General features: G+C 66.2%; 32 protein-coding genes. 25 read left to right on the forward strand and 7 right to left on the reverse strand.

Annotated elements, in window-relative coordinates:
• Positions 1 to 13: 13 nt before the first annotated feature.
• From RZN05_RS10265 to RZN05_RS10335, 15 genes are all read left to right on the forward strand, one after another.
• Positions 14 to 2,425, forward strand: coding sequence for an HAD family hydrolase (locus tag RZN05_RS10265; RefSeq protein WP_317226519.1), 2,412 nt, complete (start codon positions 14 to 16; stop codon positions 2,423 to 2,425).
• Positions 2,422 to 3,234: a class I SAM-dependent methyltransferase gene (locus tag RZN05_RS10270; protein ID WP_317226520.1), complete on the forward strand. Its 813-nt coding sequence runs from the start codon at positions 2,422 to 2,424 to the stop codon at positions 3,232 to 3,234. The genes RZN05_RS10265 and RZN05_RS10270 overlap by 4 nt, the downstream gene beginning before the upstream one ends.
• Positions 3,235 to 3,317: 83 nt before the next feature.
• The gene (motA, locus tag RZN05_RS10275; RefSeq protein WP_317226521.1) at positions 3,318 to 4,202 is read left to right on the forward strand and encodes a flagellar motor stator protein MotA; all 885 of its coding nucleotides are present in this window, start codon (positions 3,318 to 3,320) and stop codon (positions 4,200 to 4,202) included.
• Positions 4,177 to 4,494 carry an STAS domain-containing protein gene (locus RZN05_RS10280; protein WP_317226522.1) on the forward strand — a complete coding sequence of 106 codons (318 nt, stop codon included), beginning with the start codon at positions 4,177 to 4,179 and terminating at the stop codon, positions 4,492 to 4,494. Before motA ends, RZN05_RS10280 begins: the two co-directional genes overlap by 26 nt.
• A complete protein-coding gene (locus RZN05_RS10285) occupies positions 4,491 to 4,856 on the forward strand; it encodes a response regulator (RefSeq protein WP_317226523.1) in 366 nt (121 codons plus the stop codon). The genes RZN05_RS10280 and RZN05_RS10285 overlap by 4 nt, the downstream gene beginning before the upstream one ends.
• The gene (locus RZN05_RS10290; RefSeq protein ID WP_317226524.1) at positions 4,853 to 7,069 is read left to right on the forward strand and encodes a chemotaxis protein CheA; all 2,217 of its coding nucleotides are present in this window, start codon (positions 4,853 to 4,855) and stop codon (positions 7,067 to 7,069) included. Before RZN05_RS10285 ends, RZN05_RS10290 begins: the two co-directional genes overlap by 4 nt.
• Positions 7,066 to 7,560: a chemotaxis protein CheW gene (locus RZN05_RS10295; protein ID WP_317226525.1), complete on the forward strand. Its 495-nt coding sequence runs from the start codon at positions 7,066 to 7,068 to the stop codon at positions 7,558 to 7,560. The genes RZN05_RS10290 and RZN05_RS10295 overlap by 4 nt, the downstream gene beginning before the upstream one ends.
• Positions 7,557 to 8,438: a CheR family methyltransferase gene (locus RZN05_RS10300; RefSeq protein WP_317226526.1), complete on the forward strand. Its 882-nt coding sequence runs from the start codon at positions 7,557 to 7,559 to the stop codon at positions 8,436 to 8,438. Before RZN05_RS10295 ends, RZN05_RS10300 begins: the two co-directional genes overlap by 4 nt.
• Positions 8,435 to 9,472: a protein-glutamate methylesterase/protein-glutamine glutaminase gene (locus RZN05_RS10305; protein WP_317226527.1), complete on the forward strand. Its 1,038-nt coding sequence runs from the start codon at positions 8,435 to 8,437 to the stop codon at positions 9,470 to 9,472. Before RZN05_RS10300 ends, RZN05_RS10305 begins: the two co-directional genes overlap by 4 nt.
• A complete protein-coding gene (locus tag RZN05_RS10310; RefSeq protein WP_317226528.1) occupies positions 9,472 to 9,861 on the forward strand; it encodes a response regulator in 390 nt (129 codons plus the stop codon). Before RZN05_RS10305 ends, RZN05_RS10310 begins: the two co-directional genes overlap by 1 nt.
• On the forward strand, positions 9,861 to 10,385 hold the full coding sequence (locus tag RZN05_RS10315; protein ID WP_317226529.1) for a chemotaxis protein CheD: 525 nt from the start codon (positions 9,861 to 9,863) through the stop codon (positions 10,383 to 10,385). The genes RZN05_RS10310 and RZN05_RS10315 overlap by 1 nt, the downstream gene beginning before the upstream one ends.
• Positions 10,385 to 10,759, forward strand: coding sequence for a hypothetical protein (locus tag RZN05_RS10320; protein WP_317226530.1), 375 nt, complete (start codon positions 10,385 to 10,387; stop codon positions 10,757 to 10,759). The genes RZN05_RS10315 and RZN05_RS10320 overlap by 1 nt, the downstream gene beginning before the upstream one ends.
• A complete protein-coding gene (locus RZN05_RS10325) occupies positions 10,740 to 11,594 on the forward strand; it encodes a flagellar motor protein MotB (RefSeq protein ID WP_317226531.1) in 855 nt (284 codons plus the stop codon). Before RZN05_RS10320 ends, RZN05_RS10325 begins: the two co-directional genes overlap by 20 nt.
• 10 nt (positions 11,595 to 11,604) lie before the next feature.
• A complete protein-coding gene (locus RZN05_RS10330; protein WP_317226532.1) occupies positions 11,605 to 12,045 on the forward strand; it encodes a hypothetical protein in 441 nt (146 codons plus the stop codon).
• Between the two features lie 88 nt (positions 12,046 to 12,133).
• Complete coding sequence (locus RZN05_RS10335; protein WP_317226533.1) at positions 12,134 to 12,757, forward strand: PilZ domain-containing protein; 624 nt, start codon at positions 12,134 to 12,136, stop codon at positions 12,755 to 12,757.
• Between the two features lie 414 nt (positions 12,758 to 13,171).
• Here the strand turns inward: RZN05_RS10335 and fliP are convergent, their stop codons facing one another.
• From fliP to RZN05_RS10350, 3 genes are read right to left on the reverse strand one after another with little or no spacing between them, the layout of a single operon-like run.
• Complete coding sequence (fliP, locus tag RZN05_RS10340) at positions 13,172 to 13,918, reverse strand: flagellar type III secretion system pore protein FliP (RefSeq protein WP_317226534.1); 747 nt, start codon at positions 13,916 to 13,918, stop codon at positions 13,172 to 13,174.
• Complete coding sequence (locus RZN05_RS10345; RefSeq protein WP_317226535.1) at positions 13,911 to 14,453, reverse strand: FliO/MopB family protein; 543 nt, start codon at positions 14,451 to 14,453, stop codon at positions 13,911 to 13,913. The genes fliP and RZN05_RS10345 overlap by 8 nt, the downstream gene beginning before the upstream one ends.
• Positions 14,453 to 14,689, reverse strand: coding sequence for a FliM/FliN family flagellar motor switch protein (locus RZN05_RS10350; RefSeq protein WP_317226536.1), 237 nt, complete (start codon positions 14,687 to 14,689; stop codon positions 14,453 to 14,455). Before RZN05_RS10350 ends, RZN05_RS10345 begins: the two co-directional genes overlap by 1 nt.
• Positions 14,690 to 14,860: 171 nt before the next feature.
• Here RZN05_RS10350 and flgC point away from each other — a divergent pair, with 171 nt between their 5' ends.
• The 6 genes from flgC to katG all read left to right on the forward strand — a co-directional run bounded on the left by flgC (position 14,861) and on the right by katG (position 20,025).
• On the forward strand, positions 14,861 to 15,268 hold the full coding sequence (gene flgC, locus RZN05_RS10355) for a flagellar basal body rod protein FlgC (protein ID WP_317226537.1): 408 nt from the start codon (positions 14,861 to 14,863) through the stop codon (positions 15,266 to 15,268).
• Between the two features lie 12 nt (positions 15,269 to 15,280).
• Positions 15,281 to 15,598, forward strand: a complete 318-nt coding sequence (locus tag RZN05_RS10360; protein WP_317226538.1) for a flagellar hook-basal body complex protein FliE — start codon at positions 15,281 to 15,283, stop codon at positions 15,596 to 15,598.
• Between the two features lie 3 nt (positions 15,599 to 15,601).
• Positions 15,602 to 15,865: a flagellar biosynthetic protein FliQ gene (locus tag RZN05_RS10365; protein ID WP_317226539.1), complete on the forward strand. Its 264-nt coding sequence runs from the start codon at positions 15,602 to 15,604 to the stop codon at positions 15,863 to 15,865.
• Positions 15,862 to 16,623: a flagellar biosynthetic protein FliR gene (gene fliR, locus RZN05_RS10370; protein WP_317226540.1), complete on the forward strand. Its 762-nt coding sequence runs from the start codon at positions 15,862 to 15,864 to the stop codon at positions 16,621 to 16,623. The genes RZN05_RS10365 and fliR overlap by 4 nt, the downstream gene beginning before the upstream one ends.
• Positions 16,623 to 17,690, forward strand: coding sequence for a flagellar biosynthesis protein FlhB (flhB, locus tag RZN05_RS10375; protein ID WP_317226541.1), 1,068 nt, complete (start codon positions 16,623 to 16,625; stop codon positions 17,688 to 17,690). Before fliR ends, flhB begins: the two co-directional genes overlap by 1 nt.
• Positions 17,691 to 17,817: 127 nt before the next feature.
• A complete protein-coding gene (gene katG / locus RZN05_RS10380) occupies positions 17,818 to 20,025 on the forward strand; it encodes a catalase/peroxidase HPI (protein WP_317226542.1) in 2,208 nt (735 codons plus the stop codon).
• Between the two features lie 51 nt (positions 20,026 to 20,076).
• On the opposite strand, the gene RZN05_RS10385 is transcribed toward katG, so the two are convergent.
• Positions 20,077 to 20,499: a flagellar assembly protein FliX gene (locus tag RZN05_RS10385; protein ID WP_317226543.1), complete on the reverse strand. Its 423-nt coding sequence runs from the start codon at positions 20,497 to 20,499 to the stop codon at positions 20,077 to 20,079.
• Between the two features lie 83 nt (positions 20,500 to 20,582).
• On the opposite strand from RZN05_RS10385, the gene RZN05_RS10390 reads away from it, so the two are divergent.
• From RZN05_RS10390 to RZN05_RS10405, 4 genes are all read left to right on the forward strand, one after another.
• Positions 20,583 to 21,686: a flagellar basal body P-ring protein FlgI gene (locus RZN05_RS10390; protein WP_317226544.1), complete on the forward strand. Its 1,104-nt coding sequence runs from the start codon at positions 20,583 to 20,585 to the stop codon at positions 21,684 to 21,686.
• Positions 21,686 to 21,973, forward strand: a complete 288-nt coding sequence (locus tag RZN05_RS10395) for a rod-binding protein (RefSeq protein ID WP_317226545.1) — start codon at positions 21,686 to 21,688, stop codon at positions 21,971 to 21,973. Before RZN05_RS10390 ends, RZN05_RS10395 begins: the two co-directional genes overlap by 1 nt.
• Positions 21,973 to 22,395 carry a flagellar protein FlgN gene (locus RZN05_RS10400; RefSeq protein ID WP_317226546.1) on the forward strand — a complete coding sequence of 141 codons (423 nt, stop codon included), beginning with the start codon at positions 21,973 to 21,975 and terminating at the stop codon, positions 22,393 to 22,395. The genes RZN05_RS10395 and RZN05_RS10400 overlap by 1 nt, the downstream gene beginning before the upstream one ends.
• A gap of 119 nt (positions 22,396 to 22,514) precedes the next feature.
• Positions 22,515 to 22,682 (forward strand): hypothetical protein, encoded by a 168-nt coding sequence (locus RZN05_RS10405; RefSeq protein ID WP_317226547.1) that lies wholly within the window; start codon positions 22,515 to 22,517, stop codon positions 22,680 to 22,682.
• Between the two features lie 78 nt (positions 22,683 to 22,760).
• Here RZN05_RS10405 and RZN05_RS10410 read toward each other — a convergent pair whose 3' ends face one another.
• From RZN05_RS10410 to RZN05_RS10420, 3 genes are all read right to left on the reverse strand, one after another.
• Positions 22,761 to 23,195, reverse strand: a complete 435-nt coding sequence (locus tag RZN05_RS10410) for a hypothetical protein (protein WP_317226548.1) — start codon at positions 23,193 to 23,195, stop codon at positions 22,761 to 22,763.
• Positions 23,192 to 23,761 (reverse strand): helix-turn-helix domain-containing protein, encoded by a 570-nt coding sequence (locus RZN05_RS10415; RefSeq protein WP_317226549.1) that lies wholly within the window; start codon positions 23,759 to 23,761, stop codon positions 23,192 to 23,194. The genes RZN05_RS10410 and RZN05_RS10415 overlap by 4 nt, the downstream gene beginning before the upstream one ends.
• 107 nt (positions 23,762 to 23,868) lie before the next feature.
• On the reverse strand, positions 23,869 to 24,273 hold the full coding sequence (locus RZN05_RS10420; RefSeq protein WP_317226550.1) for a flagellar basal body protein: 405 nt from the start codon (positions 24,271 to 24,273) through the stop codon (positions 23,869 to 23,871).
• Positions 24,274 to 24,275: the final 2 nt, after the last annotated feature.

Genomic DNA, 24,275 nt, shown 5'->3' on the forward strand with positions numbered 1-24,275 from the left:
CAGGGAAACTGCATTGACCGACACGATCCTTCCGCACGCGCTTGCTGGCGCCCTGAACGGGCGCGACGGCATCAAGCTGCTCTCGCTCGACTGTTTCGACACGCTGTTGTGGCGCGATACGCACGCGCCCAAGGACCTGTTCGGCGCGCTGCCCGGCACCACGGTCACCCAGCGCCAATGGGCCGAGGAGCGTGCGCGCCTCGCTGCCGACCTGCGCGAGAAGCGCGGCGAAGTCACCATCGAGGAAATCTACCGCGAGCTGCTCCCCAACGGGCCCGACGCGCGCGCGGGCGCGATCCAGAACGAGATCGACGCCGAAGCCGCGCACTGCTTCGCCTTCCGCCCGACCGTCGAGCTGATGCGCGCCGCCAAGGCGCGCGGCCTCCAGGTCATCATCGTCTCGGACACCTATCTCAACCCCGACCAGCTGCGCGGCCTGATCGCCGCCGCCGCGGGCGCGGATGTCGCCGGACTGATCGACCGTGTGTTCTGCTCGGCCACCTATGGCAAGGCGAAGAGCGAGGGCCTGTACAAGTTCGTCCTCAAGGAACTCGCGGTCCAGCCGCACGAAATCCTCCATATCGGCGACAACAAGCGCGCCGATTGCGGCGGCGTCGCGCCCTTCGGCGTCCAGACGCTCCACCTCAAGCAGTTCACCGAGAGCACCGAGCAGCGCCTGCGGCTCGAAGCGGCGGTGGGCACGATGCTGCATCCCGCCGCCACCGAGATCGCCCTCACCCACCAGCCGCATCGCGCTGCGCTGTCGATGGAAGAGCCGGTGATTGCCGACAAGGCCGAGGCATTCGGCTTCACCACGCTCGGCCCTGTGCTCCACGGCTTCGACCGCTGGCTCGCCGACGAGGCCGAGGCGCTCGCGGCGAAGCATAATGGCAAGGTCCATCACGTCTTCCTGATGCGCGACGGCTATCTGCCGCAGCGCATGTATCAGGCGCGCAGCGGCCAGGCCGGCCATGCGCTCGAGATCAGCCGCTTCACCGCGACCGCCTCGACCTTCGTCGATGAGGAAGCGATCCGTCGCTATCTGGAGATCGAACTCGAGACCGATCCCGCCGTCGTCGCCAAGCAGATGCTGCTGCCCAAGGACGAAATCGCCACGGTCCTCGCCAAGCTGCCGCGCGCCGATACCGACACGCGCGCCCGCGCCTTCGCCACTGCTATGACCACGCCGTCGCGGATGCGCCGTATCGTCAAGGCGTCGACTGCGTTCGCCGAGCGGCTGGTCGCGCATGTCCGCCGCACGGTCGATCCGCAGCCGGGCGACACGCTGATGCTCGTCGATCTTGGCTATAACGGATCGGTCCAGAACGAGATCGAGGCGATGCTCGTCCGCAGCTTCGGCGTGCAGGTCGCCGGCCGCTACCTGCTGCTGCGCGAGCAGTTCCGCGCCGGCTACGACAAGAAGGGCTTCATCGGCCACGACGCGTATGACGGCTATACGCTGGAAGCACTCTGCACCAATGTCGCCGTGCTCGAGCAGCTTTGCACCGCCGCGCAGGGTTCGGTGGTCGATTACGCTGCCGACGGCGCGTCGATCCGCAAGGGCAACAGCATCAAGTCGCGCCAGTCCGAGGTCCGCGAGCGGATCCAGGCCGGCGCGATCCGCTTCGCCCGCGTGGCCGCCGACGTCACGCTGCGCAACGTCTCGGCCAACGAGGCCGCGATGTGGCGCCGCGGCGCCGCGGCGGGGATGGGCCGGCTGATGTACATGCCGGTCGCGGAGGAACTCGCCGTGCTCGGCCAGTTCGAGCACGACGTGAACCTCGGCGTCGACAATACCGTCGCGCTGTTCGACAGCGAGATCGCCCGGAAGGGGCTGCGCCAGCGCGGCCTGTTCTACATGAAGGGCGCCGACCGCATGTACTTGCCGGCCGAGTTGCAGGGCGAGGGCCTCGCGCTCAAGCTCAGCCTGCTCGCGCACAAGCGCTTCGGGCTGTCGCTCAAATACGCCGATTTCATCGACCAGACGATCTCGCTGCCGCTGATCGTCGCCGACGGCCGTGAGGTCTCGACCGGCAACGTCACCGCGACGCCGACGCATGACGGCTATTACATCGCGCCGATCCCGGTGGGCGACTGCCGCTTCTCGGTCGGGGTCCAGTTCGGCCAGTTGTTCGATTACGTCCAGGTCGAGAGCGCCACCTTCATGCCCGTCGATCGCTTCCTCAGCGACAAGGGCCTGCAGGGCGACAAGGAGATCGAAGCCACGCCCTCGCTCGAGGGCATGGAGCAGGCCGCGCCGCACCTGTTCAAATGCGCCGACGAATTCAGCTTCATGATGGTCCCCCCGCCACCGCGCCAGGGCGACCGCCAGATGATGCTCGCCGTCGTCTTCCGTCCGATCGCCCGGCGCGAGGCCAAGCCCGCCGCCGCCAACGCCCTTCTCGCTACCGGAGCTTCCGCATGAGCCTGCTGATCCACTCGATGTCCGAGTTCTCCGACATCATCCTCGGCTGCATGCACGCCGCCGACGCATCGAACCTCGTCGAGGTCGGCGCCGAATTCGGCGGCATGTCGCAGCAGCTTGCGGCCTATGCCCAGCTCAAGCAGGGGCATCTGACCAGCATCGATCCCACGCCGCAGCCCGAGTTCATCGCCTGGGCCGACGGTTGCAAATCGGCTACGCATATCGCCTTGCCGAGCCTCGAGGCGATGCCGACGCTCGCCAACGTCGATGCGTGGGTGATCGACGGCGATCACAATTACTACACCGTCTCGAACGAGCTGCGCATCGCCGACGAACTGGCGCAGCGCGACGGCCGTCCGCTGCTGGCGTTTCTGCACGACGTGAGCTGGCCGACCGCCCGCCGCGACATGTATTACGCCCCCGAGCGGATTCCGGCCGAATGGCGGCATCCGCACAGCTTCGAAGGCGGCGCCTTTCTTGGCCAGTCCGAGCTGCGTCCGCATCGCGGCTTCCGCGGCATGGGGAATTTCGCCTTCGCTACTCACGAGGGTGGCCCCCGCAATGGCGTGCTGACCGCGGTAGAGGACTTTCTCGATGCTGCACGCACGCCGGACCGGGCGCTGGCCTTCGCGCACGTTCCCGCAGTTTTCGGGCTCGGCATCGTGTTCGATTCCTCGGCGCCCTGGGCCGCCGATGTCGCGCAGATTGTCCACCCCTATCACGACAATGCATTGATGGCGTCGCTCGAGCTCAACCGCCTGCGCAACTACCTTGCAGTCATCGACTGGCAGGATCGCCAGGCCGCCTGAGCAAAAACGGGCCGAGCCGAACCCTCGACCCGTCATTCCATCCTATAATTCTGGAAACACCAGAGAAAGAATAGTGGTCCGCCATGCTGAACGGCGTTGGTTTCATCGTCATCCTGGGATGCGTCTTCGGCAGCTTCGTCATGGCTGGCGGCAAGATGGACATAATCCTGCACGCGCTGCCGCACGAGCTGATGGCGATCCTCGGCGCGTCGATCGGCGCGTTCATCGTGTCCAATTCCATGTCGACCGTAAAGAAGGCCGGCAAGGGGCTGATGCGTTCTTTCAAGGGCGGCAAGTGGAAGTCGCAGGACTATAAGGACCTGCTCACCCTGATGTTCGGCGTGCTGTCGACCTTCAAGAAGGGCGGCGCCACCGCGCTCGAGCCGCATCTCGACAATCCCGAGGAGAGCTCGCTCTTCTCGCCCTATCCGCGGCTGCTCAAGGATCACCACCTGATCGAATTCACCTGCGATTACCTGCGCATGATGACGGTCAATTTCGAGGATCCGCACCAGCTCGACGCGGCGATGGACGCGGACATCGAGAAGCATCACCACGAAGAGGCGCATCCGCAGCACGCGCTGCAGATCATGGCCGACGGTCTTCCCGCCATCGGCATCGTCGCCGCCGTGCTCGGCGTCATCAAGACGATGGGCTCGATCGATCAGCCGACCGAGATCCTCGGCGCGATGATCGGCGGCGCGCTCGTCGGGACCTTCATGGGCGTTCTTCTGAGCTACTGCGTGGTGGGTCCGCTCGCCTCCAAGCTGCTCGAGACGATCGAGGAGGACAGCAAGCCCTTCTTCATCGTGAAGACCGCGATCGTCGCTTACGCCCAGAACCAGCCGGTTCAGGTCGCAATCGAGATCGCGCGCCGCATGACGCCGTCGGCCCACGCACCGACTTTCCAGCAACTAGAAACTGCACTCGACGAGGCGAAAAATGGACTCAACCCTGCAACTGCCTGAGGCGGAGGATCGCTCGCTGCGCCTCCCCGCGCACGGCACCACCGTCACCGCGGAAGACCTGCGCGTCCGCATCGTCCTCGCCGCCGACCTCGACGATTCGATCGAGATCGACGGGTCGCAGGTCGAGAGCGTCGGCCAGGCCGTGCTCCAGATCCTCGTCGCCGCGCGCGCCGAGGCTGCCGCGAACGGCCAGAGCTTCCGCATCGCCAACCCTAGCCAAGCCTTTGTCGAGCGCGTGACCAGCTGCCACCTGGCAGACGCGATCGGCCTCGAAACCGGAGATACCCTGTGAGCAAGTTGATCCTAACCGTCGATGACTCGGCGAGCATGCGCATGCTGCTCAAGACGTCGCTGACCGCGCAGGGCTATACCATCGAGAGCGCCAATGACGGCGAGCACGGTCTCGAGCGTATGCACGAGGTCAAGCCCGACCTGCTCATCACCGACATCAACATGCCCAAGATGGACGGCTTCGAGCTGATCGAGGCGGTGCGCGAGCTGCCGCAGTTCAAGGGTACGCCGATCCTCGTCCTCTCGACCGAATTCTCGGACGAGAAGAAGCAGCGTGCCCGTTCGGCCGGTGCCACCGGCTGGATCACCAAGCCTTTCGAGGCCACCAAGCTGGGGGCGGCGATCCGCCGTGTGTGCCCATGAGCGACGAACTCGACGAAATCCAGGCAATCTTCTTCGAAGAATGCACTGAAGGCCTCACCACCGCCGAGCAGGGCCTGTCGGCCATGCAGGGCGGCGACGTCTCCGCCGAGACGATCGCGGGCGTGTTCCGCGCGGTCCATTCGATCAAGGGCGGCGCCGGTGCGTTCGGCCATGCCGACCTGACCGCGTTCGCGCACAAGTTCGAGAACGTGCTCGACGAAGTGCGTGCCGGCAAGATCGCCCCCACCCCGGGCGTCGTGAAGGTCATGCTGAGCTCGTTCGACATCCTTTCGGACCATGTCGAGACCGCCAAGGGCCTGGCGCCGCGTCCCAACGACGCCGTGGCGCTCGCCGCGCTCGAAAAGGTGCTCGCCGACAAGGGCGTGTTCGACGACGGTGGCGCTGCGCCTGCCGCGCCCGCCCCGGCTCCGGCTCCTGTTCCGGTTGCAGCCGCTCCGGCGCCTGCCGCCCCGGCCGAGGACGAGTTCGGCTTCACGCCGGTCGCCTTTGCGCTCGACGATTTCGACGCGCCTGCCGAACCGGCCGCCGCGCCTTCGGGCAGCTGGACGATCCGGTTCAAGCCGTCGCGCGCCGCGCTCGCCAATGCCGGCGAGCCGCTGCTGATCATCCGCGAGCTCGAGACGCTCGGCGCGACGATCGAGTCGGTCGATATCTCGGACGTGCCGCCGCTGCGAGACCTCGATCCCGAGGACGCGTACTTCACCTGGACGCTGAGCATGCCGGGCGAAGTGCCGCAGAGCGACATCACCGACTGCTTCGATTTCGTCGCGCCGGATTCGGTCGTCGAAGTCACCCGCAGCGAAGGCGAGGCCCCTGCCCCGACCGCCGCCGCGGCGCCGGCGCCAGCGCCCGAGCCGGAAGCGGCGAGTGACGAGCTGATCCCATTCGTGCCGGTGACGGCGACGATCGACGATCTCACTGCGCAGGTCCAGCAGGTCGTCGCCGACCTGGCTGCCACGCCGATCACGCCCGCCCCGGCGCCGACCGAGGCTGCGGCAGCACCCAAGCCGGTCAACGAGGCCGCGCAGACGATCCGCGTCGACTTGTCGAAGCTCGATCTGCTGCTCAACCTCGTCGGCGAGCTGGTGATCCGCAACTCGATCCTTGCCGACCGGCTGTCGCCCGCCGACCGCCAGCGCGTCGAGCTTCCCGAACTGGCGCGCCTCACGCGCCAGATCCAGGACAACGTCATGTCGCTGCGCGCGCAGCCGATCAAGCAGGCCTTCAGCCGCGTGCCGCGCATGCTGCGCGACCTCTCGGCCGAGACCGGCAAGACGATCGAGCTCGAGACCGTCGGCGAGACGACCGAAGTCGACAAGGGCGTGATCGAGAAGATCGGCGATCCGCTGACTCACATGATCCGCAACGCCGCGGATCACGGGCTCGAAAGCGCCGAGGAGCGCATCGCCGCGGGCAAGCCGGCTGCGGGCACGATCAAGCTCTCGGCCGAGCAGAAGGGCGCGCGCATCTTCGTGCGGGTCCAGGACAACGGCCGCGGCATCAACCGCGAGCGCGTCAAGGCCAAGGCGATCGAAAAGGGGATCATCCCCGCCGATGCGCAGCTGTCGAACGAAGAGATCGACCAGCTGATCTGCGCCCCGGGCTTCTCGACCGCCGAGACGATCTCGAACATCTCGGGTCGCGGCGTCGGCATGGACGTGGTGCGCTCGAACGTGGAGGCCCTGGGCGGCCGCGTCGAGATCCACTCGATCCCCGGCGAAGGCACGACCTTCACGATGATCCTGCCGCTGACGCTCGCGATCCTCGACGGCATGATCGTCCGGCTCGCCAGCCAGCGCTTCGTCCTGCCGCTCGCGCATGTGCTCGAGACCGTCCAGCCCGAGCCGGGCCAGGTCAAGCGCACCTCGCCCGATACCGAAGTGATCGACATGCGCGGCGAATATGTGCCGGTGAAGCGTGCGACCGAGATCTTCGGGCTCAACGACGATCGCCCGGTCGAGGACAGCCTCGTCGTGATCGTCGAGAGCGAGCACGGCAAGGTCGGCCTCGTCGTCGATACCATCGATGACCGCCGCGAAGTCGTGATCAAGAGCCTCGACCAGAACCTCCACCCCATCCGCGGGCTCGGCGGCGCCACCATCCTTGGTGACGGCTCGATCGCGCTGATCCTCGACATCGAAGCGCTCGCCGCCTCGACCAACCGTTACAACGCCAAAGGAATGGCCGCATGACCACCAAGACTGAGACCGCGAGCGACTGCAAGATCGTCACCTTCACGCTCGGCAAGCAGACCTTCGGGATCGACATGGGTGCGCTCATCGAGATCCGCGAATGGGACGAGCCCACCCCGCTGCCCAACGTTCCGACCTTCATCAAGGGCGTGAGCAACCTGCGCGGCAACGTCATCCCCGTCGTCGGCCTCGCCGAGCGGCTGGGCTGGGAGCCGAGCGCGATCCATGCTCGCTCGTGCATCCTGGTGGTCAGCATCGCCGGCAAGCAGGCCGGGTTCCTGGTCGACGAAGTCAACGACATCGTCGGGATCACCCGCAGCGAGATCCAGCCGGCCCCCGAGGTCGAATCGATCGAGTCGAGCGTGATCGACGGGCTGGTGCGCATCACCACCCGTGCCAAGGACGGCACCCGCGACGAGAACGGCACGATGGTGCTGCTGCTCGATCTCGAAGCGCTGAGCCTGACCAAGCATCTGGACCTCGCAGCGTGAGCCCCGCCGGCAGCGCAGCGGCGCTCGCCGGCGGAAACGCGATGAGCGCGGCGGCGAATGCGGAGCTGATGCCCCGCGATTTCGCCGCGATCGCCGCGATCATGCACAGCGACGCCCGGATCGAGCTGAGCGAAGCAAAGACCACGCTCGTCCAGTCCCGCCTTGCGCGGCGGCTGCGCGAACATGGCCTCAGCCGCTTCTCGGAATATGTCGCACTGGTTCAGTCCGACGCGCAGGAACGCCATGCGATGGTGGTGGCACTGACCACCAACCACACGCATTTCTTCCGCGAGCCGCATCACTTCGATCATTTCCGCCAGACCGTCCTGCCGCTGCTCAAGCGCAAGCAGGGCCCGGTGCGGATCTGGTCGGCGGGCTGCTCGTCGGGCGAGGAGGTCTATACGATCGCGATGTGCCTGCTCGGGCCGGACCGCACGTCCGCCCAGTGGCTGCGCAGCGCCGACGTTCGCCTGCTGGCGACCGACATCGCGCCGCACGTCGTCGAATCGGTCCGGCGCGGCTTCTATGCCGACAACGTCGCGGCCGGGGTTCCCGAACCCTATCGCAGCGCCTGGATGCGTCCGGCGCAGGGCGGGTTCGTGATGGCCGACGAGGCGCGCCAGCTGGTCACCGCAAAGGTGCTCAACCTGTTCGAGAAATGGCCGCTCAAGGCGCAGTATGACGTGATCTTCTGCCGCAACGTGATGATCTATTTCGGCGATCCCGCGAAGGAAGAGCTCGAGGCGGGCTTCGTCAACCAGCTCGCGCCCGGCGGTCACCTGTACATCGGCCATAGCGAGCGTCTGATCGGCCCGGCGGCCGGCAAGATGACGTCGTGCGGTCATACCATCTACGCCAAGCCGGAGACCGGGGCATGAGACCCGTACGTACCCTGATCGTCGACGACAGCGCATCGATGCGGGCGACGCTCAAGCGCATGCTTTCGGCGGATCCCGAGATCGAAGTCGTCGGCATGGCGCCCGAGCCGTTCGCGGCGCGCGACATGATCAAGACGCTCAACCCCGACGTGCTGACGCTCGACGTCGAGATGCCGGGGATGGACGGGCTGTCGTTCCTCGAGCGCATCATGCGCCTCCGGCCGATGCCGGTGGTGATGTGCTCGACGCTGACGGCGCGCGGCGCGCAAGTGACGATCGAGGCGCTGCGCCTCGGCGCGGTCGACTATGTCACCAAGCCGAGCGGCACGCCCGAGGATATCGAGCGCGACGCGACCCTGCTGTGCGAGAAGGTCAAGACCGCCGCCCGCTCGGTGGCGCGCGCCGGGCCGACGCGCCTTCCGCCGCAGCCGAGCATCGCCGGCGGCGGCGGTGCGGGCAAGCTGATCGCGATCGGTTCGTCGACCGGCGGCGTCGAGGCATTATTCTCGCTGCTCCCGGCGCTGCCCGCCGATTGCCCGCCCATGCTGATCGTCCAGCACATGCCGGCCAGCTTCACCGCGAGCTTTTCGCAGCGGCTGGACTCGGAATGTCGCGTTCGCGTGATGGAAGCGACCGAAGGCGCGCAGGTTCGTCCCGGAACCGTCTATATTGCACCTGGGGGCGAGACGCACATGGAGCTGGCCGGCGGCGTCGCCGGGCACATCAAGCTCCGCAAGGGCGATCTCGTCACCGGTCATCGCCCGTCGGTCGACGTGCTGTTCCGCTCGGTGGCCGCGCTTGGCCCAGCAGCGGTCGGCGCGATCCTGACGGGAATGGGTCAGGACGGTGCGGAAGGCCTGCTGGCGATGCGCCGTGCAGGCGCCCGTACGCTCGGCCAGAGCAAGGACACCTGCGTGGTGTGGGGCATGCCCCGCGCGGCGATGGAAGTCGGCGCGGTCGAAAAGGAAGTTGGTTTGTCTGGTATGCCTGAGGCGATCCTCAAGGCCTGCCGCGAGAAGGTTGGGAGCGTCTGATGCCTGCTGCTGCAGCAATCAAGGTTATGGTCGTGGACGACCAGACCAGTATGCGTGCGATGATCCGTCGCGCGCTGCAGGATCTGGGCTTCAAGGATGTGCGCGACAAGCCCGGCGCCCAGGAGGCGCTGGCGTCGATCAAGTCGGATCGCGTCCACCTGGTGATCTCGGATTTCAACATGCCCGAGATGGACGGCCTCCAGTTCCTGGAAGCCGTGCGCACCGATCCGGTGATCGGCAAGACCGTGTTCATCATGCTCACGGGCTCGGCCGACAAGGAGATCGTCCAGAAGGCCGCGGCGCTGGGCGTCAACAATTATGTCGTGAAGCCCTTCGCGCCGGCGGCGCTCAAGGAAAAGATCGAGCGCGTCTTCGGCGAGTTGACCTGATGCGCCGGGTGTCGATCGTCCAGGGCGAGAATGCGATCGTAACCGAGCCCGACGTGATGGTCTCGACGCTGCTCGGCAGCTGCGTCGCCGCATGCCTCTATGATCCGGTCGCCAAGGTTGGGGGGATGAACCACTTCCTCCTCGGCGAACCGAGCGCGGACCACCGCGTCTCGGCCGGCGACATGCAGCGCTACGGCGTCCACGCAATGGAGCTGCTGATCAACGGCCTGATGGCCAAGGGCGCGATGCGCACCCGGCTGCGCGCCCACTTGTATGGCGGCGCCAACATCGTCTCGGGCCTCGGCTCGATCGGGTCGTCGAACGCCGCCTTCGCTCACCGCTTCATGGCGGACGAAGGCATCGAAGTGGCGCATGCCGATCTCGGCGGCACCTCGGCGCGGAAAGTCGAGTTCCTGCCGCACGAGGGCAAGAGCCGCTGCACCAAGGTTGCCGATCGGGTTCCCGATCGTCCGCCCGTCCCCATTGCCCTGCCGCCCGTCGGCGGAGACCTGGAGCTGTTCTGATGTCGTGCCTGCCCGTTCCCGCCCAGCCGCAATCGGTCGAGCCGCTTCCCGGCTTCGATCCCTTTGCGGGCACGCTCCACAGCGTGATCGCGAGCGAGCTGCGCGAGATGCGCGACATGCTCGAGAAGCTGGCCGAAGTGCTCGTCGCCGACGAACAGTTCGCCTACGCCCATATCGAGCAGCTGCAGTCGTTCGACTATCTGATCCAGCACACCGACGAATGCGCGAACCTGCTCGAGCGGATCGCGGGCGGCGAGGATTCGCTGAGCGCGGTCAACCATGTCCGCCTCGCCGAAGTCCAGAACCGCCTGCGCGAGGCACTGACCGGCAACAACGAGATCGGGGGGAAATGGTATGGCTTCGATTCCCAATGAACGCCCGATCATCATCAAGAAGGTCAAGAAGGTTGCCGGCGGTCACCACGGCGGCGCCTGGAAGGTCGCGTACGCCGACTTCGTGACCGCGATGATGGCGTTCTTCATGCTGCTCTGGCTGATCTCCAATCCGGACAAGCAGCGGCTGAAGGGCCTCGCCGAATATTTCACCCCCAGCATGGGCGGCGAAGCCGCACCCTCGACTCCGCTCCAGGGCACCAGCGAGGGCGCCGGCGGCCGCTCGCGCAAGAACGCGACCGACCGCACCGACACCAACGGCGCGCCGACCACCCAGGCGGCCGCGGCCGGCGCGGCGCAGGGCGGCACCGCCAGCGTGCCCGATGCGTCGATGCGCGTGCTCGCCTCCGAGCTCCAGATCGCGCTCGATTCGCCTTCGCAGGATGCCGGCAAGAAGAGCGTGCAGATCGATCCGAGCCGCGACGGGCTGCGCATCACGCTGATGGATACCGACCAGCAGTCGATGTTCCGTGCCAACACGAGTGAGCTCAATCCCTATGCACGCGGGCTGCTCGCCAAGGTTGCGGCCAAGCTCGGCACTTCGGGGTCGCAGATCGCGATCGAAGGGCACACCGACGGCGCCGGCGGCGTCCAGAGCGACGCAAATTGGCGTCTCTCGGGCGAGCGCGCGCTCGCCGCGCGCCAGGCGCTGATCGCATCGGGCATGACCCCCGATCGCTTCGCCGAGATCGTCGCGATGGGCGCCACCAAGCCGGTCTATCCCGACCAGCCCGATCGCCCCGAGAACCGCCGCATCACCGTGGTGCTCAAGGCCGAAGCGTCGTCGCTGCCGAGCGACTCGACGTTCAAGTTCTAAGGCAGCCGCGATGAAGAAGATCCTGTTCCTGCTCGGCATTCTGCTCGCCGGGCTCGGCCTGGGCGGCGGCGCTGCCTATGCGACCGTGCTGCTGATGGGCCCGCAAAAGCCCAAGGCGGCGCACGCCGCGGACGATGTCGAGCCGGCGTTCGTCGATGCGGGCAAGGTCCTTGCGCCGTTGGTGTTCGCCGATGGCCGCCTGTCGGGCTATGTCCAGTTCGCGATCCAGCTCGAAGTGCCCGAGGACAAGGCCGCCTTCGTCACCGCGCGGATGCCGCTGCTGCTCCACGCGATCAACATGCGCACCTATCGCACGCCGATGGCGGCCGGGCCCGACGGGCTGATCCCCGACCTCGAGACTTTCCGCAAGGTGGTGATGGCCGCGGGCCCCGAGGCGTTCGGCGCCGGCGTGATCCGCAAGGTCGCCGTGACCCAGGCCAACCCGGCATGACCGGGCCCGTACTTTTCCGGAGACAACAACCATCCCCTCGTCATGCTTATACTGCAGGGCGAGGGGATCGCATGGACGAGGGACAGTCATGTACCTGATGCCGATCCACAACCCTGCGTCCGCCCCGGACGCCGATCGCGCCCCGCGTACCGTCACCACCCTGCTGGTCGGCAAGCTCGTGGCGCGCGGGACGGTCCAGCATCTCTGCCGCATCCGCAACATCTCGATGACCGGGATGATGCTCGAGACGCATCACACCCTTGGCTTCGGCAATTGGGTCACGGTCGAGCTGCGCAGCGGCGACCGGCTCCAGGGCAGCGTCGTGTGGAGCAGCGAAGGCCGCGCCGGCGTCGAGTTCACGACGCTGATCGACGTCGATCACATCCTGGCGCAGGCCAAGGCCGGCCCGGAGGGCTTTTGCGGCCCTGCTCCGCGCGCGCCGCGCTTCGACATCGAATGCGCCGCGCGGATCAGCTGCTTCGGCCGCCATATCGACGTGACGCTCGAGAACATCTCGCAGAGCGGCGCGCGCATCCGCATGCCCAAGCCCCCGCGCGAGGACACCGAGATCATCCTCTCGATCCCCGGCCTCCCCTCGCGCCGCTGCACGACGCGCTGGGCAAAGGACGACACGGCCGGCCTGATCTTCCTCGAGCCGATCTCGTACAACGACCTCGGCCCCTGGCTCGAACACTGCACCCCGGATAGCTGAAGTAATTCCCCTCCCTGCAAGGGAGGGGTTAGGGGTGGGTCAGAAAAGGTCGGGCTCGATGCCCGGCCTTTTCTTTCTCTACCACGCATCTCGTTGGGCTCGCTTCGCTCGCACCCACCCCCAGCCCCTCCCTTGCAGGAAGGGGAGTCCGATGGCGGCCATCTCGGAGCCCTTTCCCGCCCTTGCAATGTAGGATTTCGCGTGCTTGCCTGCCCGTCGGCAGCCGCAGCGCCGCCCGCTCTTTGACGCCGTCCATCCGCAAATCCGACCGACGCAACAAAACATCGCCGTCGCGAAACTTTCGAAAACGATAAGTGCGCAAAGTGCGAAGTTAAGCCCGTCAACTCCAACACCCGCAAAGAAAAAGGGCCCCGGTTTCCACCGGAGCCCCTCCCCTACAACCCTGCCCCCCGGCTAGGTCGCGAAACTCTTGACCAGCGACCCGGCGACCAGCGCCCAGCCGTCGACCAGCACGAAGAAGATGATCTTCATCGGCAGCGATATCGTCGGTGGCGGCAGCATCATCATGCCCATCGCCATCAGCACCGCCGACACCGCCAGGTCGATCACCAGGAACGGCAGCAGCAGCAGGAAGCCGATCTCGAACGCGCGGCGTAGCTCGGAGATCATGAACGCCGGCGCCAGCGTGGTCAGCGGCGTCTCGGCGCGGCTCGCGATCGGCTTGTTGGCCAGGTCGGCGAACAGCTTCAAGTCGCTCTCGCGCACCTGGCTCAGCATGAATACCTTGAACGGCGCGGCGGTCTTCTCGAACGCGACCTGCTCGGTGATCTTGCCCTTGGTATAGGGATCGACGCCTTCGTTCCACGCCTTCTCGAAAGTCGGCGCCATCACGAAGAACGACAGGAACAGCGCCAGGCTGATGATCACCGGGTTGGGCGGCACGCCGGGCGCGCCGATGCCGGTGCGCAGCAGCGACAGCGCCACCACGATGCGGGTGAAGCTGGTGACCGTCATCAGCAGGCCGGGCGCCAGGCTGAGCACGGTCAGCATCAGCACCATCTGGATGGCCTTGCCCGAGAGCTGGCCGTCGGCGCCCGCGGCGCCGCCGAGATTGATGGTCGTGCCGCCGGCGGCCTGCGCGTGCGCCGCCACCGGCAGCAGCACGACCGCGGCGCCGGCCGCGATCAGGAGTTTACGCATTGAGCGCCTCGCGCACCGCGGCACGGTTCCAGCGCTTGGTGTCGCGCGGGCGGCGGGTGCGCTTGATGCGCGGTGCGGCCTCGGCGAGCTCGATGACGGTCGCGCCCGGGGCTTCCGCCTCGACGGTGTCGTCATTTGCCCCGCGCACCGCGGCGATCTTGGCGCGCGAGAGATCGACGAGCTTGCCGAAGCTGTTGGTGAACGCGGCAAGGTCGTCCTGGATCTTGGCCGGCGCGGCCTCTTCGGCCGCTGGCGCCGCCTTGGGCTCGGGCGCGGCGATGCCGGTCTCGAGCGTGATGTGCCCCTCGGGGCCCATCAGGATCAGGTGTTCGCAGCCATCGCGGCGGATCAGCGCGATCGAGCGCTTGGCGTCGACCGACAGCCGCTCGACCAGCTCGACGCGCTTGCGCCCCGAGCCCGAAACGCGGCCCGGCAGCTTGATGTCGTAGCGGCGCACCATCCACAGCGCGCCCGCGAGCATGCCGAGCACCATGCCGAGCGCACCGAGGGTGCGCATCATCGAGAGAATGTCCATCAGTGACGCTGCTTCTTCACCAGTTCGGAGACTTCGAGCGACATCTGGTCGCCGTCGACGAGGATGCGGCCCTTCGCGACCAGCTCGCCATTGACGTAGACCAGGCTGGGATCGTCCTGCCCGCAATCGAGCGGGATCATCGCGCCGCGGCTCATCTTGAGCATCTGCCGGATCGGAACCTCGGCCGAGCCGAGGACGATCGACATGTCGATCATGATTTCGTCGAGTACGGACATTGGGCGTGTCACCTTTCTGAGTGACTTATAGGAAGGCTTTGCGCGGCCCCGGCCCAAGACCCGGCAAAAATTGCCTAGGTACGTTTTTTCCCGGTGTTCGACCCACCCCCGGCAAATATTGCCTATTATGGAGGAAATGGCCGATCGGCCGCTCGGGAGCTTCGTACACACATGGATTTGAAGGCATCGCTCGGCGTCTCTGCTTCGGGGCTTCGCGCCCAGTCGCTGCGGATGCGCGTGATCGCGGAGAACCTGGCCAACCAGGACTCGGTCGCGCAGACCCCGGGCGGCGATCCCTATCGGCGTCGCGTCGCGAGCTTCAAGGCGCAGGTCGATCGCTCGACCGGCGCCACCGAAGTCAAGGTCCAGTCGATCCAGACCGACAAGTCGGACTTCACCCGCGTCTACCAGCCCGGCCATCCGGCCGCGGACGGCGAAGGCTATGTGCTCAAGCCCAATGTCAACAGCCTCGTCGAGAGCGCCGACATGAAGGCCGCACAGCGCAGCTACGAAGCCAATCTCAATGCCATCGAGGCCGCCAAGAGCCTGACGATGCGCACCATCGACCTTCTCAAGTAAGGGAACATCTTCATGTCAATCGGAGCACTTGATGCGACCTCTGCCTATGGCAAGGTCGCAGGGATCGGCAGCGCCCTCGGCAGGCCCTCGGTCGGCAAGACCGGAGAAACCGAAGGCGGCTTCGGCTCGATGGTCGAAGGCCTGGTCACCGGCACCGCGCAGCAGATGCGCGCCGCCGAGCATGCCTCGGCGATGCAGGTTGCCGGCAAGGGCGACCTGATCGACGTCGTCACGGCGATCGGCGCCGCCGAGACCGCGCTCGACACGATGGTCGCCGTCCGCGACCGCGTCGTCAGCGCCTATACCGACATCATGCGGATGCAGATCTGACCGATGAGCCCGAGCGAAGTCATCCAGCTGGTTGAAGCGGCGCTGCTGCTCATCCTCACGGTCGTGGGGCCGCTGCTGATGACGTCGCTGATCGTCGGCACCGTCATCGGCCTGCTCCAGGCGCTGACCCAGATCCAGGAGACCACGCTCACCTTCGTGCCCAAGCTGCTCGCGATGGGCGTGGTGTTCCTCCTCATGCTGCCCACCATGGGCGCGGCGCTGTCCGGCTTCATGGCCAAGGTCAGCGACCTGATCATCACCGGATGATCGACCTTCCCGCCGACCTGGAATTCCAGGTCTCCGCCTTCTTCATCGTCTTCGCCCGCGTCGGTGCAGTGCTCATGCTGCTCCCCGTGTTCGGCGAGGATTCGATCCCGGGCCGCATCCGGCTGATGATCGCCTTCGCGATGTCGGCGGCGCTCTACGGTGCGCTCGGCGAGCCCGCGCGGGCCGCGCTCCAGGGCGGCGCGGTGCTCCCCGTCACGGTGTTCACCGAGCTGCTGACCGGGCTCGCGATGGGAATGATCGTCAAGATCCTGTTCTACGCGATCTCGATCGCCGGCTCGATCGTCAGCATGCAGGTCGGCCTGTCCTCGGCCGTGATCTTCGATCCCGCCCAGTCGGGCCAGGCGCCGATGATCTCCAAGTTCGTCGGCATCGCCGCAGCCCTGGTGTGCATGGGCATGCAGGTCCACCACCTCTGGCTCGGCGCGATCATCAACAGCTATCACAGCTTCCCGATCGGCGGCCTGCCCCCGATGCAGGACTTCGCCCAACTCGCGATCGCCGCGGTCGAGCGCTCGATGACGCTGGGCATCAGCCTCGCCGCGCCGCTGATCGTATATGGCATCGTCTTCAACGTCGCCCTCGGCCTCGCCGCGCGCATCGCGCCGGCGATCCAGATCTTCTTCATCGCCCAGCCGCTCAACATCCTGCTCGGCCTCAGCATCTTCGCCGCCACCGCCGGCACGATGCTCACTGTCTTCGCCACCACGATGGGCGATGCGATGCAGGGAGGCTGGTGATGTCGGGCGATACGGACCAGGAAGACAAGACAGAATCCCCAACCGACAAGAAGCTCGAGGACGCCCGCGAACGCGGCGAAGTGCCGATGGCGCCCGAGATGAAGCACGCGGCGATGTTCGTCGCCGCGCTCGTCGTGATGGGGGGCCTCGGCACCTACACGCTCCAGCTGATGGGCAATCTGTTCGTCCGGCTGTGGGGCAGCGCCGACGATTTCCGCATGGAACCCGGCGGCGCGCAGGACTTCGCCACCGGCATCTTCGGGGCGATCGCCACCTCGCTGCTGCCCATCCTCGGCGCGCTGTTCGCCTTCGCGCTGCTCGGCGGCTTCCTCCAGGGGCGGCCGATGCTCTCGGCCAGCCGGATCAAGCCCAAATGGTCGAAGCTCAACCCGGTCAGCGGGTTCAAGCGCACCTTCTCCAAGCAATCTTTGGTCGAATTCGCCAAGACGCTCGCCAAGCTCTGCCTCGTCGTCGGGATCGGCGCGTGGATCGCCTGGCCGCATGCCTCGGGGATCGAGCGGCTGGTCGGCGCCGACATGGTCTCGATGGGCGCCGCGGCGAACGACATCGTCTATGCGATGCTCTTCCCGATCGCGCTTCTGGTCGGCGCGCTGGCGATGTTCGACTTCGCCTGGCAGCGCTTCTCGTTCCTCAAGCGGATGCGGATGACCAAACAGGAGATCAAGGACGAGTACAAGCAGTCCGAGGGCGACCCCAAGATCAAGGGCAAGATCCGCCAGCTCCAGATGCAGCGCTCGCGCAGCCGGATGATGGCCAACGTTCCCAAGGCGAGCGTGGTCATCACCAACCCGACGCACTATGCCATCGCGCTCCAATACGATCACGGCGCGATGAACGCGCCGGTGGTGGTCGCCATGGGCGTCGATAACCTTGCGCTTAAGATCCGCGAGATCGCCGGCCAGCATGGGATCCCGCTGGTCGAGAACCGCCCTCTCGCCCGCGCGCTCTATGCCTCGGCAGAGATCGACCACCCGATCCCGATCGAGCATTATGCCGCGGTGGCGGAAGTCATCAGCTATGTGATGAAGATCGCCAAGAAGCGGTAGCCACCGCACGTCCTCGCTGCACTGCGTCATCGATTTTCGCGTTTGCAGCGAGTGGTTTTAATCGTTTTTGCCGCTCGTCGTCTGGACCTACCCTGCCTGCAAATCCCATCGCAGGAAGGACATCGTCATGGACGCACCCACGACCGGCAGCCCGCTCAGCGACCCCAGCAAGGAGCCCGCCGCGCTCCGCACGTTGCTAGGGCGGACCAATCGCGACTGGTGGCCCGAGCAATTGAGCCTCGAGATCCTCACCCAGAACGGCACCTCGCCCAACCCATATGGACCCGATTTCGACTATCGCGCCGCGTTCGGCGAGCTCGATTACTGGGCGCTCAAGGAAGACCTCAAGGCATTGATGACCGACAGCCAGCCCTGGTGGCCGGCCGATTACGGGCATTACGGCCCGTTCTTCATTCGCATGGCCTGGCACTCGGCCGGCACCTATCGTACCGGCGACGGCCGCGGCGGCTCGTCCTCGGGCTCGCAGCGCTTTGCGCCACTCAACAGCTGGCCCGACAACGGCAATCTCGACAAGGCGCGCCGACTGCTCTGGCCGATCAAGAAGAAATACGGCGCCAATATCAGCTGGGCCGACCTGTTTATCCTGGTCGGAAATGTCGCGATCGAATCGATGGGCGGCCCGACCTTCGGCTTCTCGGGCGGGCGCGAGGACATCTTCGAGCCCGAGAAGGACATCTATTGGGGCACCGAGGAGCAGTGGGTCGGCCATCCCGAAAACAAGACCCGCATCGACGACGAGGCCGGCATGGCGCTCGAGGAGCCGCTCGCCGCGATTCAGATGGGGCTGATCTACGTCAATCCCGAGGGCCCCGGCGGCAATCCCGATACCAAGGGCTCGGCACGCGACCTGCGCCGCACCTTTGCCAACATGGCGATGAACGACGAGGAGACCGCGGCGCTCACCGCCGGCGGCCACACCTTCGGCAAGGCGCATGGCGCAGGCGATGCCAGCAAGGTCGGCCGCGAGCCGGAAGGCGCGGGCATGGCCTCGATGGGCCTGGGCTGGGCGTCGACGCACGAGACCGGGATGGGCGATCACACCATCACCTCGGGCATCGAGGGCGCCTGGACGCCCACGCCGACCAAGTGGGACATGACCTATTTCGACATGCTGCTCGACCATGAGTACGAGCTGGTGAAGAGCCCGGCCGGGGTGCAGCAGTGGCAGCCGGTCGGCAATCCCGAGGAGACGCTCGCCCCGGCTGCGCACACGCCGGGCAAGAAGGTCCCGACGATGATGACCACCGCCGACAAAGCGTTCAAGGACGATGGCGACTATCGGAAGATCCTCGAGAAATTCCGCAGCGATCCCGCCTATTTCGCCGACGCCTTCGCCCGCGCCTGGTTCAAGCTCACCCATCGCGACATGGGTCCGAAGAGCCGTTACCTCGGGCCCGAGGTGCCGCAGGAGGATCTGATCTGGCAGGATCCGATCCCAGCCGGCACGCCGCTCTCCGACGGCGACGTCGCGACGCTCAGGGACAAGATCGCCGGCTCGGGGCTCAGCGTGCAGCAGCTCGTCAAGACCGCCTGGGCCTCGGCCTCGACCTATCGCGGGTCGGACCGCCGCGGCGGCGCCAACGGCGCGCGCATCCGCCTGGCGCCGCAGAAGGACTGGGAAGTCAACGAGCCCGCCGAGCTCGCCAAGGTGCTCGCGGTCTATGCGGGCATCCAGGCCGATTTCGGCGGCACCGTCAGCATCGCCGACCTGATCGTGCTGGGCGGCAATGTCGGGATCGAGAAGGCAGCGAAGGATGCCGGTCATGCCGTCACCGTCCCCTTCACCTCGGGCCGTGGCGACGCCACCGACGCGCAGACCGATGCCGAGAGCTTCGACGTCCTCCAGCCGCGCGCAGAGGGCTTCCGCAACTATCTGAAGACCCGCCACAGCGTTCCGACCGAGGAGTTGCTGGTGGATCGCGCCCAGCTGCTCGGCCTGTCGGGGCCAGAGATGACCGTGCTGGTCGGCGGCCTGCGCGTGCTCGGCATCAACCACCCCAAGGCGGGCAAGCACGGCCAGTTCACCGATCGCCTGGGCCGGCTCACCACCGACTTCTTCGTCAACATTCTCGACATGTCGACAGTCTGGAAGGAAATCGACGACACCGCCGACGAGGAATATGTCGGCACCGACCGCGCCACGGGCGCCGCGAAATGGACCGCCTCGCGCACCGACCTGGTGTTCGGCTCGAACTCGCAGCTCCGCGCGATTTCCGAAGTCTATGCCTCCGACGACGCCGGCAAGAAGTTCGTCGACGATTTCGTCAGGGCGTGGACCAAGGTGATGGACGCCGACCGCTTCGATCTGCGCTGAGACTGACTCCCCTCCCTGCTTGCACGGAGGGGAGCTCAAGGCCGCTTGGCGTTACGCCTGCACGTCCACCTTCGCGAGCTCGACGCGGACGCGCAGCTCGATCTCGTCGAGGATCGACTGGAGCACCGGATCGTCCGAAGCCTCGAAATTCTCGGACCACTCGACGATTTCGTGCAGCCGCTCGACGCTCGGCGTGCCCGCCGCCAGTTCCTTCTTGAGCCGTTCGAGCGCATCGAGTCCCTTCTCGGCCTGCACTGCCATCTTCCGCCGCCGCTCGATCATGGGATCGGCGGCAGCGAGCGTCACCAGCATTGCGACACTGGGCACCGGCTGGTTGGCAGTCGAGCCCTGCACCGGCGTCTGCATGACCCGTGCCGCGGCCTGTTCCTCGGCCACCGGGAAACTCGGCGCGGCCTTGGGCAGCGCAGCCAGCAGGCTGCGTGCCATCAGCGGCGTCAAATTGTCGATGCGCACGAAATCAGGTCCTCGCGGCCCGTGTTGGGCTTAACTCCTCTATAAGAAAGTTACCGAGGGTTTTCCACTTTCGTAGAGGGTTTATGCAGCGCATCGTCGCCTGGTTCCTGCTTTCGCTTCTGGCACTTGGGGCCAGTACGCACGCTTCCGCGCAGACGCGGATCAAGGACATCGTCGATGTCGAGAACGTCCGCGAGAACCAGCTCGTCGGCTACGGCCTCGTCGTCGGCCTCGCCGGCACCGGTGATCGCATGCGCAACGCGCCCTTCACCGAAGAATCGATGCAGGCGATGCTCGAGCGGATGGGGGTCAATATTCGCGGGACCAACATGCGCACGCAGAATGTCGCGGCGGTCTCGATCACTGCGACGATGCCGCCCTTCTCGCGCTCGGGTTCGCGGATCGACGTGCAGGTCGCAGCACTCGGCGACGCGTCCAGCCTTCAGGGCGGCACGCTGATCGCCTCGTCGCTGCGCGCGCTCGATGGCGAGATCTACGCGGTCGCACAGGGCAATGTCGCCGTGTCCGGCTTCAAGGGCCAGGGCGCTGCCGCCAGCGTCAGCCGCGGCGTGACCACCTCCGCGCGCATCGCCGGTGGCGCGATCGTCGAGCGCGAAGTCCCCTATTCGCTCACCTCGGCGACGAGCCTGAAGCTCGCGCTCAAGAACCCCGATTTCGCCACTGCCGACCGCATCGCCGGCGCGATCAACGACAAATATCCGGGCAGCGCGACCGTGCTGGATCCCGGCACGGTGCAAGTCCAGCCCGCCGCCAATTTCGTCGGCAACGTGATCGACCTCGTCACCCGCATCGGCGACCTATCGATCAAGGTCGATCAGCCGGCGCGCGTCGTAATCAACGAAGCCTCGGGCACCGTCGTGATGAACGCCGACGTCAAGATCACCCCGGTTGCCATCGCCCAGGGCGGGCTGACCATCACCGTCACCGAGCGTCCGCAGGTCTCGCAGCCCGCCCCGCTCTCGAACGGCCAGACCACCGTGGTGCCGCGCACCGACGTCCAAGTCGACGATGGCAACGGCGCCCATCTCGCGATGGTCAGCGGCGCCTCGCTCCAGTCGCTGGTCAGCGGCCTCAACACCCTCGGGGTGAGCCCGCGCGATCTGATCACCATCCTTCAGGCCGTGAAGAGCGCCGGCGCGCTCCAGGCCGAGATCGAGGTCCAGTAATGAACGAACTCAATGCAGTGTCGGCCACGTCGGCGGCCAGCCAGCCGCGGAAAGTCGACGTCAAGAACGCCCAGACCGCCAAGGACTTCGAAGCGATGTTCCTCGGCCAGATGACCAAGATGATGCTCGAAAGCGTCGAGAAGGGCGAGATCAACGGCGGCGCCGGCGAAGAGATGTTCAAGGGCGTCCTCGCCGAGAAGCTCGGCACCGAAATGGCCAATCGCGGCGGCGTCGGCCTCGCGCCGATCGTGCTCGATTCGATCCTCAAGCTCCAGCAGGGACAGTAATGACCGCACAGCTCATCGACGCGATGGTTTCGCTCACTTCGCTGATGGAAGAGGAAAGCGAGAAGCTTGCGCGCAAAGCGTACATCCCCGAACTCGGCGAGATCGCCGCGGCCAAGCTGCGCCTCACCGGCCGGATCGAAGCCGACTTCGCCCGCCTCAAGCGCGAGACGCCCAATTGGGTCGAAGCGCTCGACGAGGAGGAGCGCGTGCTGCTCTCCGACGCCAGCCGCGACTTGCGCGACGCCTCGGCCGTCAACCAGCAGATCCTTTCGCGCCAGATCGAGCTTTCGGTCGACATGATGGGTGCGATCGCCGCCGAGGCCCAGCGCCTCACCGGCACGCGCAGCACCACCTATGGCGCGTGCGGCGGCCTGGGCGGCATGGACGCCCCTGCCCCGATCTCGATCAACGCGAAGCTCTGATCGCGCTCGGGCGCTGCCCCGCCGGCCGCGCCGAAACGATCCAGACACATGGCTGGATGCATCGCTGAATCCGGCTTATACCCTTCGTAGATCCCCTCGCGGGATTGGAGGGTCGGCCCATGAACCTGTTGCAATTGCCGCGTTGCCTGCTCGGATCCCATCAAAGAGACCGGCGCCGCGCCTGGTATGACGGGCCGGTAGTGCGCAGCCATTGCACCGGCTGCGGCAAGCCGATGGTCAAGGATAGTCACGGCTGGCATCTCGACGCTGCGATGCCCGCCCAATAGGGGCAGTTGCGCTTACGACAAGACGGGCTTGCAAGTGGGCGCCGTGACCCACTGGGCGCGCGGGCGAGCAGTCGATGCTCAGCTTCGCATCGTTCGATATCCCGCAATGTGCTGCTGAAAGAGCGCGTCATACTCGTCTGCGGTAATGACCTTATCCTGGAAGAGCTCGAGGTCACGCTGCACGTTTTGGAGCAGCTGAACGACAGGTGCCCCCTCGGGCCCCAACCCGGACTGCACCTCCCGGTCCAGGATCGACAGGAAAGACTCTGTGCGTTTTCGGAGCGTGCGGCTTCGCAACGAGGCAGCGCCGGCCTTGCGCGCCGAAACGGCCGTTAGTGCGCCGGCGCCAGCAGATGCACCCAGATCCGCGTGGAAGACCGCCGCACTCGCAACGAAGCCTACCGCCCCACCCGCGCATGCCGCCGCCCAATCCCAAGGGCTCTGCAGTTCCTTCTGCAACGTGTTCCAGAACGCTGAGAACCCCTTCGGTCCACCGTCGGGGTCGTCGCTCATTCTTGCGTCTGGCCAGAAGCCATCCCTGGATTGGTGGCAGTGATCATGGCCTTGCCCAGGATCAGGACAAAACCAAGTAGCAATCCGCCCAACAGACCATGCCAGGACGACAGGTGTCCCGCGCTCAGCAGCGCGATCACCAGCCCCAGTCCCGCCGTCGCCATCGGCAGCGGGATCGAGCCATGCGTCGGCGAAGCGCCACCGACGAACCGCTCCACGGGCACCTTGCCTGAAACAGGCTTCGTCGAAGAGATCAGGGGAAGCCCTTCGGGCACGAAACCATGCTCGTCAAACGCTTCGCCGCTCAAGACCGGATCATCCAACTGAGCATCGAGGCGCACCTTGGACGCCTCGTAGAGCAAGAGCTGACGCGCCGCCTCCTGCCGGTTCGCAGCGCCTAGGATACGGACTGCCGTTCGAAGATGGGCATCCACGTTCGCCGGCGCCAGCCCGAGCTGCGTCCCAATCTCCTTGCTCGTGAAGCTTGCGCCGGTCATGCGAAGCATGGCCCGCTGTCTCATAGAAAGCACGCGGTACGTGTCCCTGAGATTTGTCGTCTCGCTCATGGCTGCGCTCTCGACATGCCAATAATATGGCACACAACGGCGCGAATACCACTCTATCTCAAGGCGAGCTGAAGATCATGGCGTAATCGACGGATTTGCCCGCCTTATCAGCCCCGCCCGCCGACCGCGGTCTTCAGCATCATCATCTGCTTGCGGTATAGGCTGGTCATCGCGGTGAAGTCGGCCTGGATCTCGCCCATCTTGAGCAGTTGCTCTTCGAGCGTCACGTTGTTGCCGTCGGGCTTGGTCTCGGTGATGTCCTTGTCGAGGATCACCCCGGCGCCGAGCGGCTGGATCGCGCCCAGGCCCTTCATCCGGTCCGTCAGCTCGACCTTCGGCGTGGCGATCCTGCCGCTGCCGCCGACCAGCGACGCGAAATCGGGCGCGGCGACCTCGCGCGCCTTGTAGCCCGGCGTCTCGCTGTTCGCGAGGTTCTGGGCGACGACGCGCTGGCGCTCGGACAGGTTCTGCATCCGCTCGCGAATACCCGAAAGGATCGGAGGCGTGTTCATGA

The organism is Sphingomonas sp. HF-S4, from assembly GCF_032911445.1.
GTDB classification, from domain to species: Bacteria; Pseudomonadota; Alphaproteobacteria; order Sphingomonadales; family Sphingomonadaceae; genus Sphingomonas; species Sphingomonas agrestis.

Excerpts from the sequence above, each read along its gene's own strand:
- RZN05_RS10410 (WP_317226548.1), bottom strand. The coding sequence starts at position 23,195 with ATGAGCGACGACCCCGACGGTGGACCGAAGGGGTTCTCAGCGTTCTGG.
- RZN05_RS10295 (WP_317226525.1), top strand. The coding sequence starts at position 7,066 with ATGACCACCAAGACTGAGACCGCGAGCGACTGCAAGATCGTCACCTTC.
- RZN05_RS10305 (WP_317226527.1), top strand. The coding sequence starts at position 8,435 with ATGAGACCCGTACGTACCCTGATCGTCGACGACAGCGCATCGATGCGG.
- RZN05_RS10280 (WP_317226522.1), top strand. The coding sequence starts at position 4,177 with ATGGACTCAACCCTGCAACTGCCTGAGGCGGAGGATCGCTCGCTGCGC.
- RZN05_RS10350 (WP_317226536.1), bottom strand. The coding sequence starts at position 14,689 with ATGTCCGTACTCGACGAAATCATGATCGACATGTCGATCGTCCTCGGC.
- RZN05_RS10360 (WP_317226538.1), top strand. The coding sequence starts at position 15,281 with ATGTCAATCGGAGCACTTGATGCGACCTCTGCCTATGGCAAGGTCGCA.
- RZN05_RS10415 (WP_317226549.1), bottom strand. The coding sequence starts at position 23,761 with ATGAGCGAGACGACAAATCTCAGGGACACGTACCGCGTGCTTTCTATG.
- RZN05_RS10390 (WP_317226544.1), top strand. The coding sequence starts at position 20,583 with ATGCAGCGCATCGTCGCCTGGTTCCTGCTTTCGCTTCTGGCACTTGGG.
- motA (WP_317226521.1), top strand. The coding sequence starts at position 3,318 with ATGCTGAACGGCGTTGGTTTCATCGTCATCCTGGGATGCGTCTTCGGC.
- RZN05_RS10270 (WP_317226520.1), top strand. The coding sequence starts at position 2,422 with ATGAGCCTGCTGATCCACTCGATGTCCGAGTTCTCCGACATCATCCTC.
- RZN05_RS10365 (WP_317226539.1), top strand. The coding sequence starts at position 15,602 with ATGAGCCCGAGCGAAGTCATCCAGCTGGTTGAAGCGGCGCTGCTGCTC.
- RZN05_RS10335 (WP_317226533.1), top strand. The coding sequence starts at position 12,134 with ATGTACCTGATGCCGATCCACAACCCTGCGTCCGCCCCGGACGCCGAT.
- RZN05_RS10400 (WP_317226546.1), top strand. The coding sequence starts at position 21,973 with ATGACCGCACAGCTCATCGACGCGATGGTTTCGCTCACTTCGCTGATG.
- RZN05_RS10325 (WP_317226531.1), top strand. The coding sequence starts at position 10,740 with ATGGCTTCGATTCCCAATGAACGCCCGATCATCATCAAGAAGGTCAAG.
- RZN05_RS10345 (WP_317226535.1), bottom strand. The coding sequence starts at position 14,453 with ATGGACATTCTCTCGATGATGCGCACCCTCGGTGCGCTCGGCATGGTG.
- flgC (WP_317226537.1), top strand. The coding sequence starts at position 14,861 with ATGGATTTGAAGGCATCGCTCGGCGTCTCTGCTTCGGGGCTTCGCGCC.
- katG (WP_317226542.1), top strand. The coding sequence starts at position 17,818 with ATGGACGCACCCACGACCGGCAGCCCGCTCAGCGACCCCAGCAAGGAG.
- RZN05_RS10405 (WP_317226547.1), top strand. The coding sequence starts at position 22,515 with ATGAACCTGTTGCAATTGCCGCGTTGCCTGCTCGGATCCCATCAAAGA.
- RZN05_RS10315 (WP_317226529.1), top strand. The coding sequence starts at position 9,861 with ATGCGCCGGGTGTCGATCGTCCAGGGCGAGAATGCGATCGTAACCGAG.
- RZN05_RS10310 (WP_317226528.1), top strand. The coding sequence starts at position 9,472 with ATGCCTGCTGCTGCAGCAATCAAGGTTATGGTCGTGGACGACCAGACC.
- fliR (WP_317226540.1), top strand. The coding sequence starts at position 15,862 with ATGATCGACCTTCCCGCCGACCTGGAATTCCAGGTCTCCGCCTTCTTC.
- flhB (WP_317226541.1), top strand. The coding sequence starts at position 16,623 with ATGTCGGGCGATACGGACCAGGAAGACAAGACAGAATCCCCAACCGAC.
- RZN05_RS10420 (WP_317226550.1), bottom strand. The coding sequence starts at position 24,273 with ATGAACACGCCTCCGATCCTTTCGGGTATTCGCGAGCGGATGCAGAAC.
- RZN05_RS10320 (WP_317226530.1), top strand. The coding sequence starts at position 10,385 with ATGTCGTGCCTGCCCGTTCCCGCCCAGCCGCAATCGGTCGAGCCGCTT.
- RZN05_RS10330 (WP_317226532.1), top strand. The coding sequence starts at position 11,605 with ATGAAGAAGATCCTGTTCCTGCTCGGCATTCTGCTCGCCGGGCTCGGC.
- RZN05_RS10290 (WP_317226524.1), top strand. The coding sequence starts at position 4,853 with ATGAGCGACGAACTCGACGAAATCCAGGCAATCTTCTTCGAAGAATGC.
- RZN05_RS10395 (WP_317226545.1), top strand. The coding sequence starts at position 21,686 with ATGAACGAACTCAATGCAGTGTCGGCCACGTCGGCGGCCAGCCAGCCG.
- fliP (WP_317226534.1), bottom strand. The coding sequence starts at position 13,918 with ATGCGTAAACTCCTGATCGCGGCCGGCGCCGCGGTCGTGCTGCTGCCG.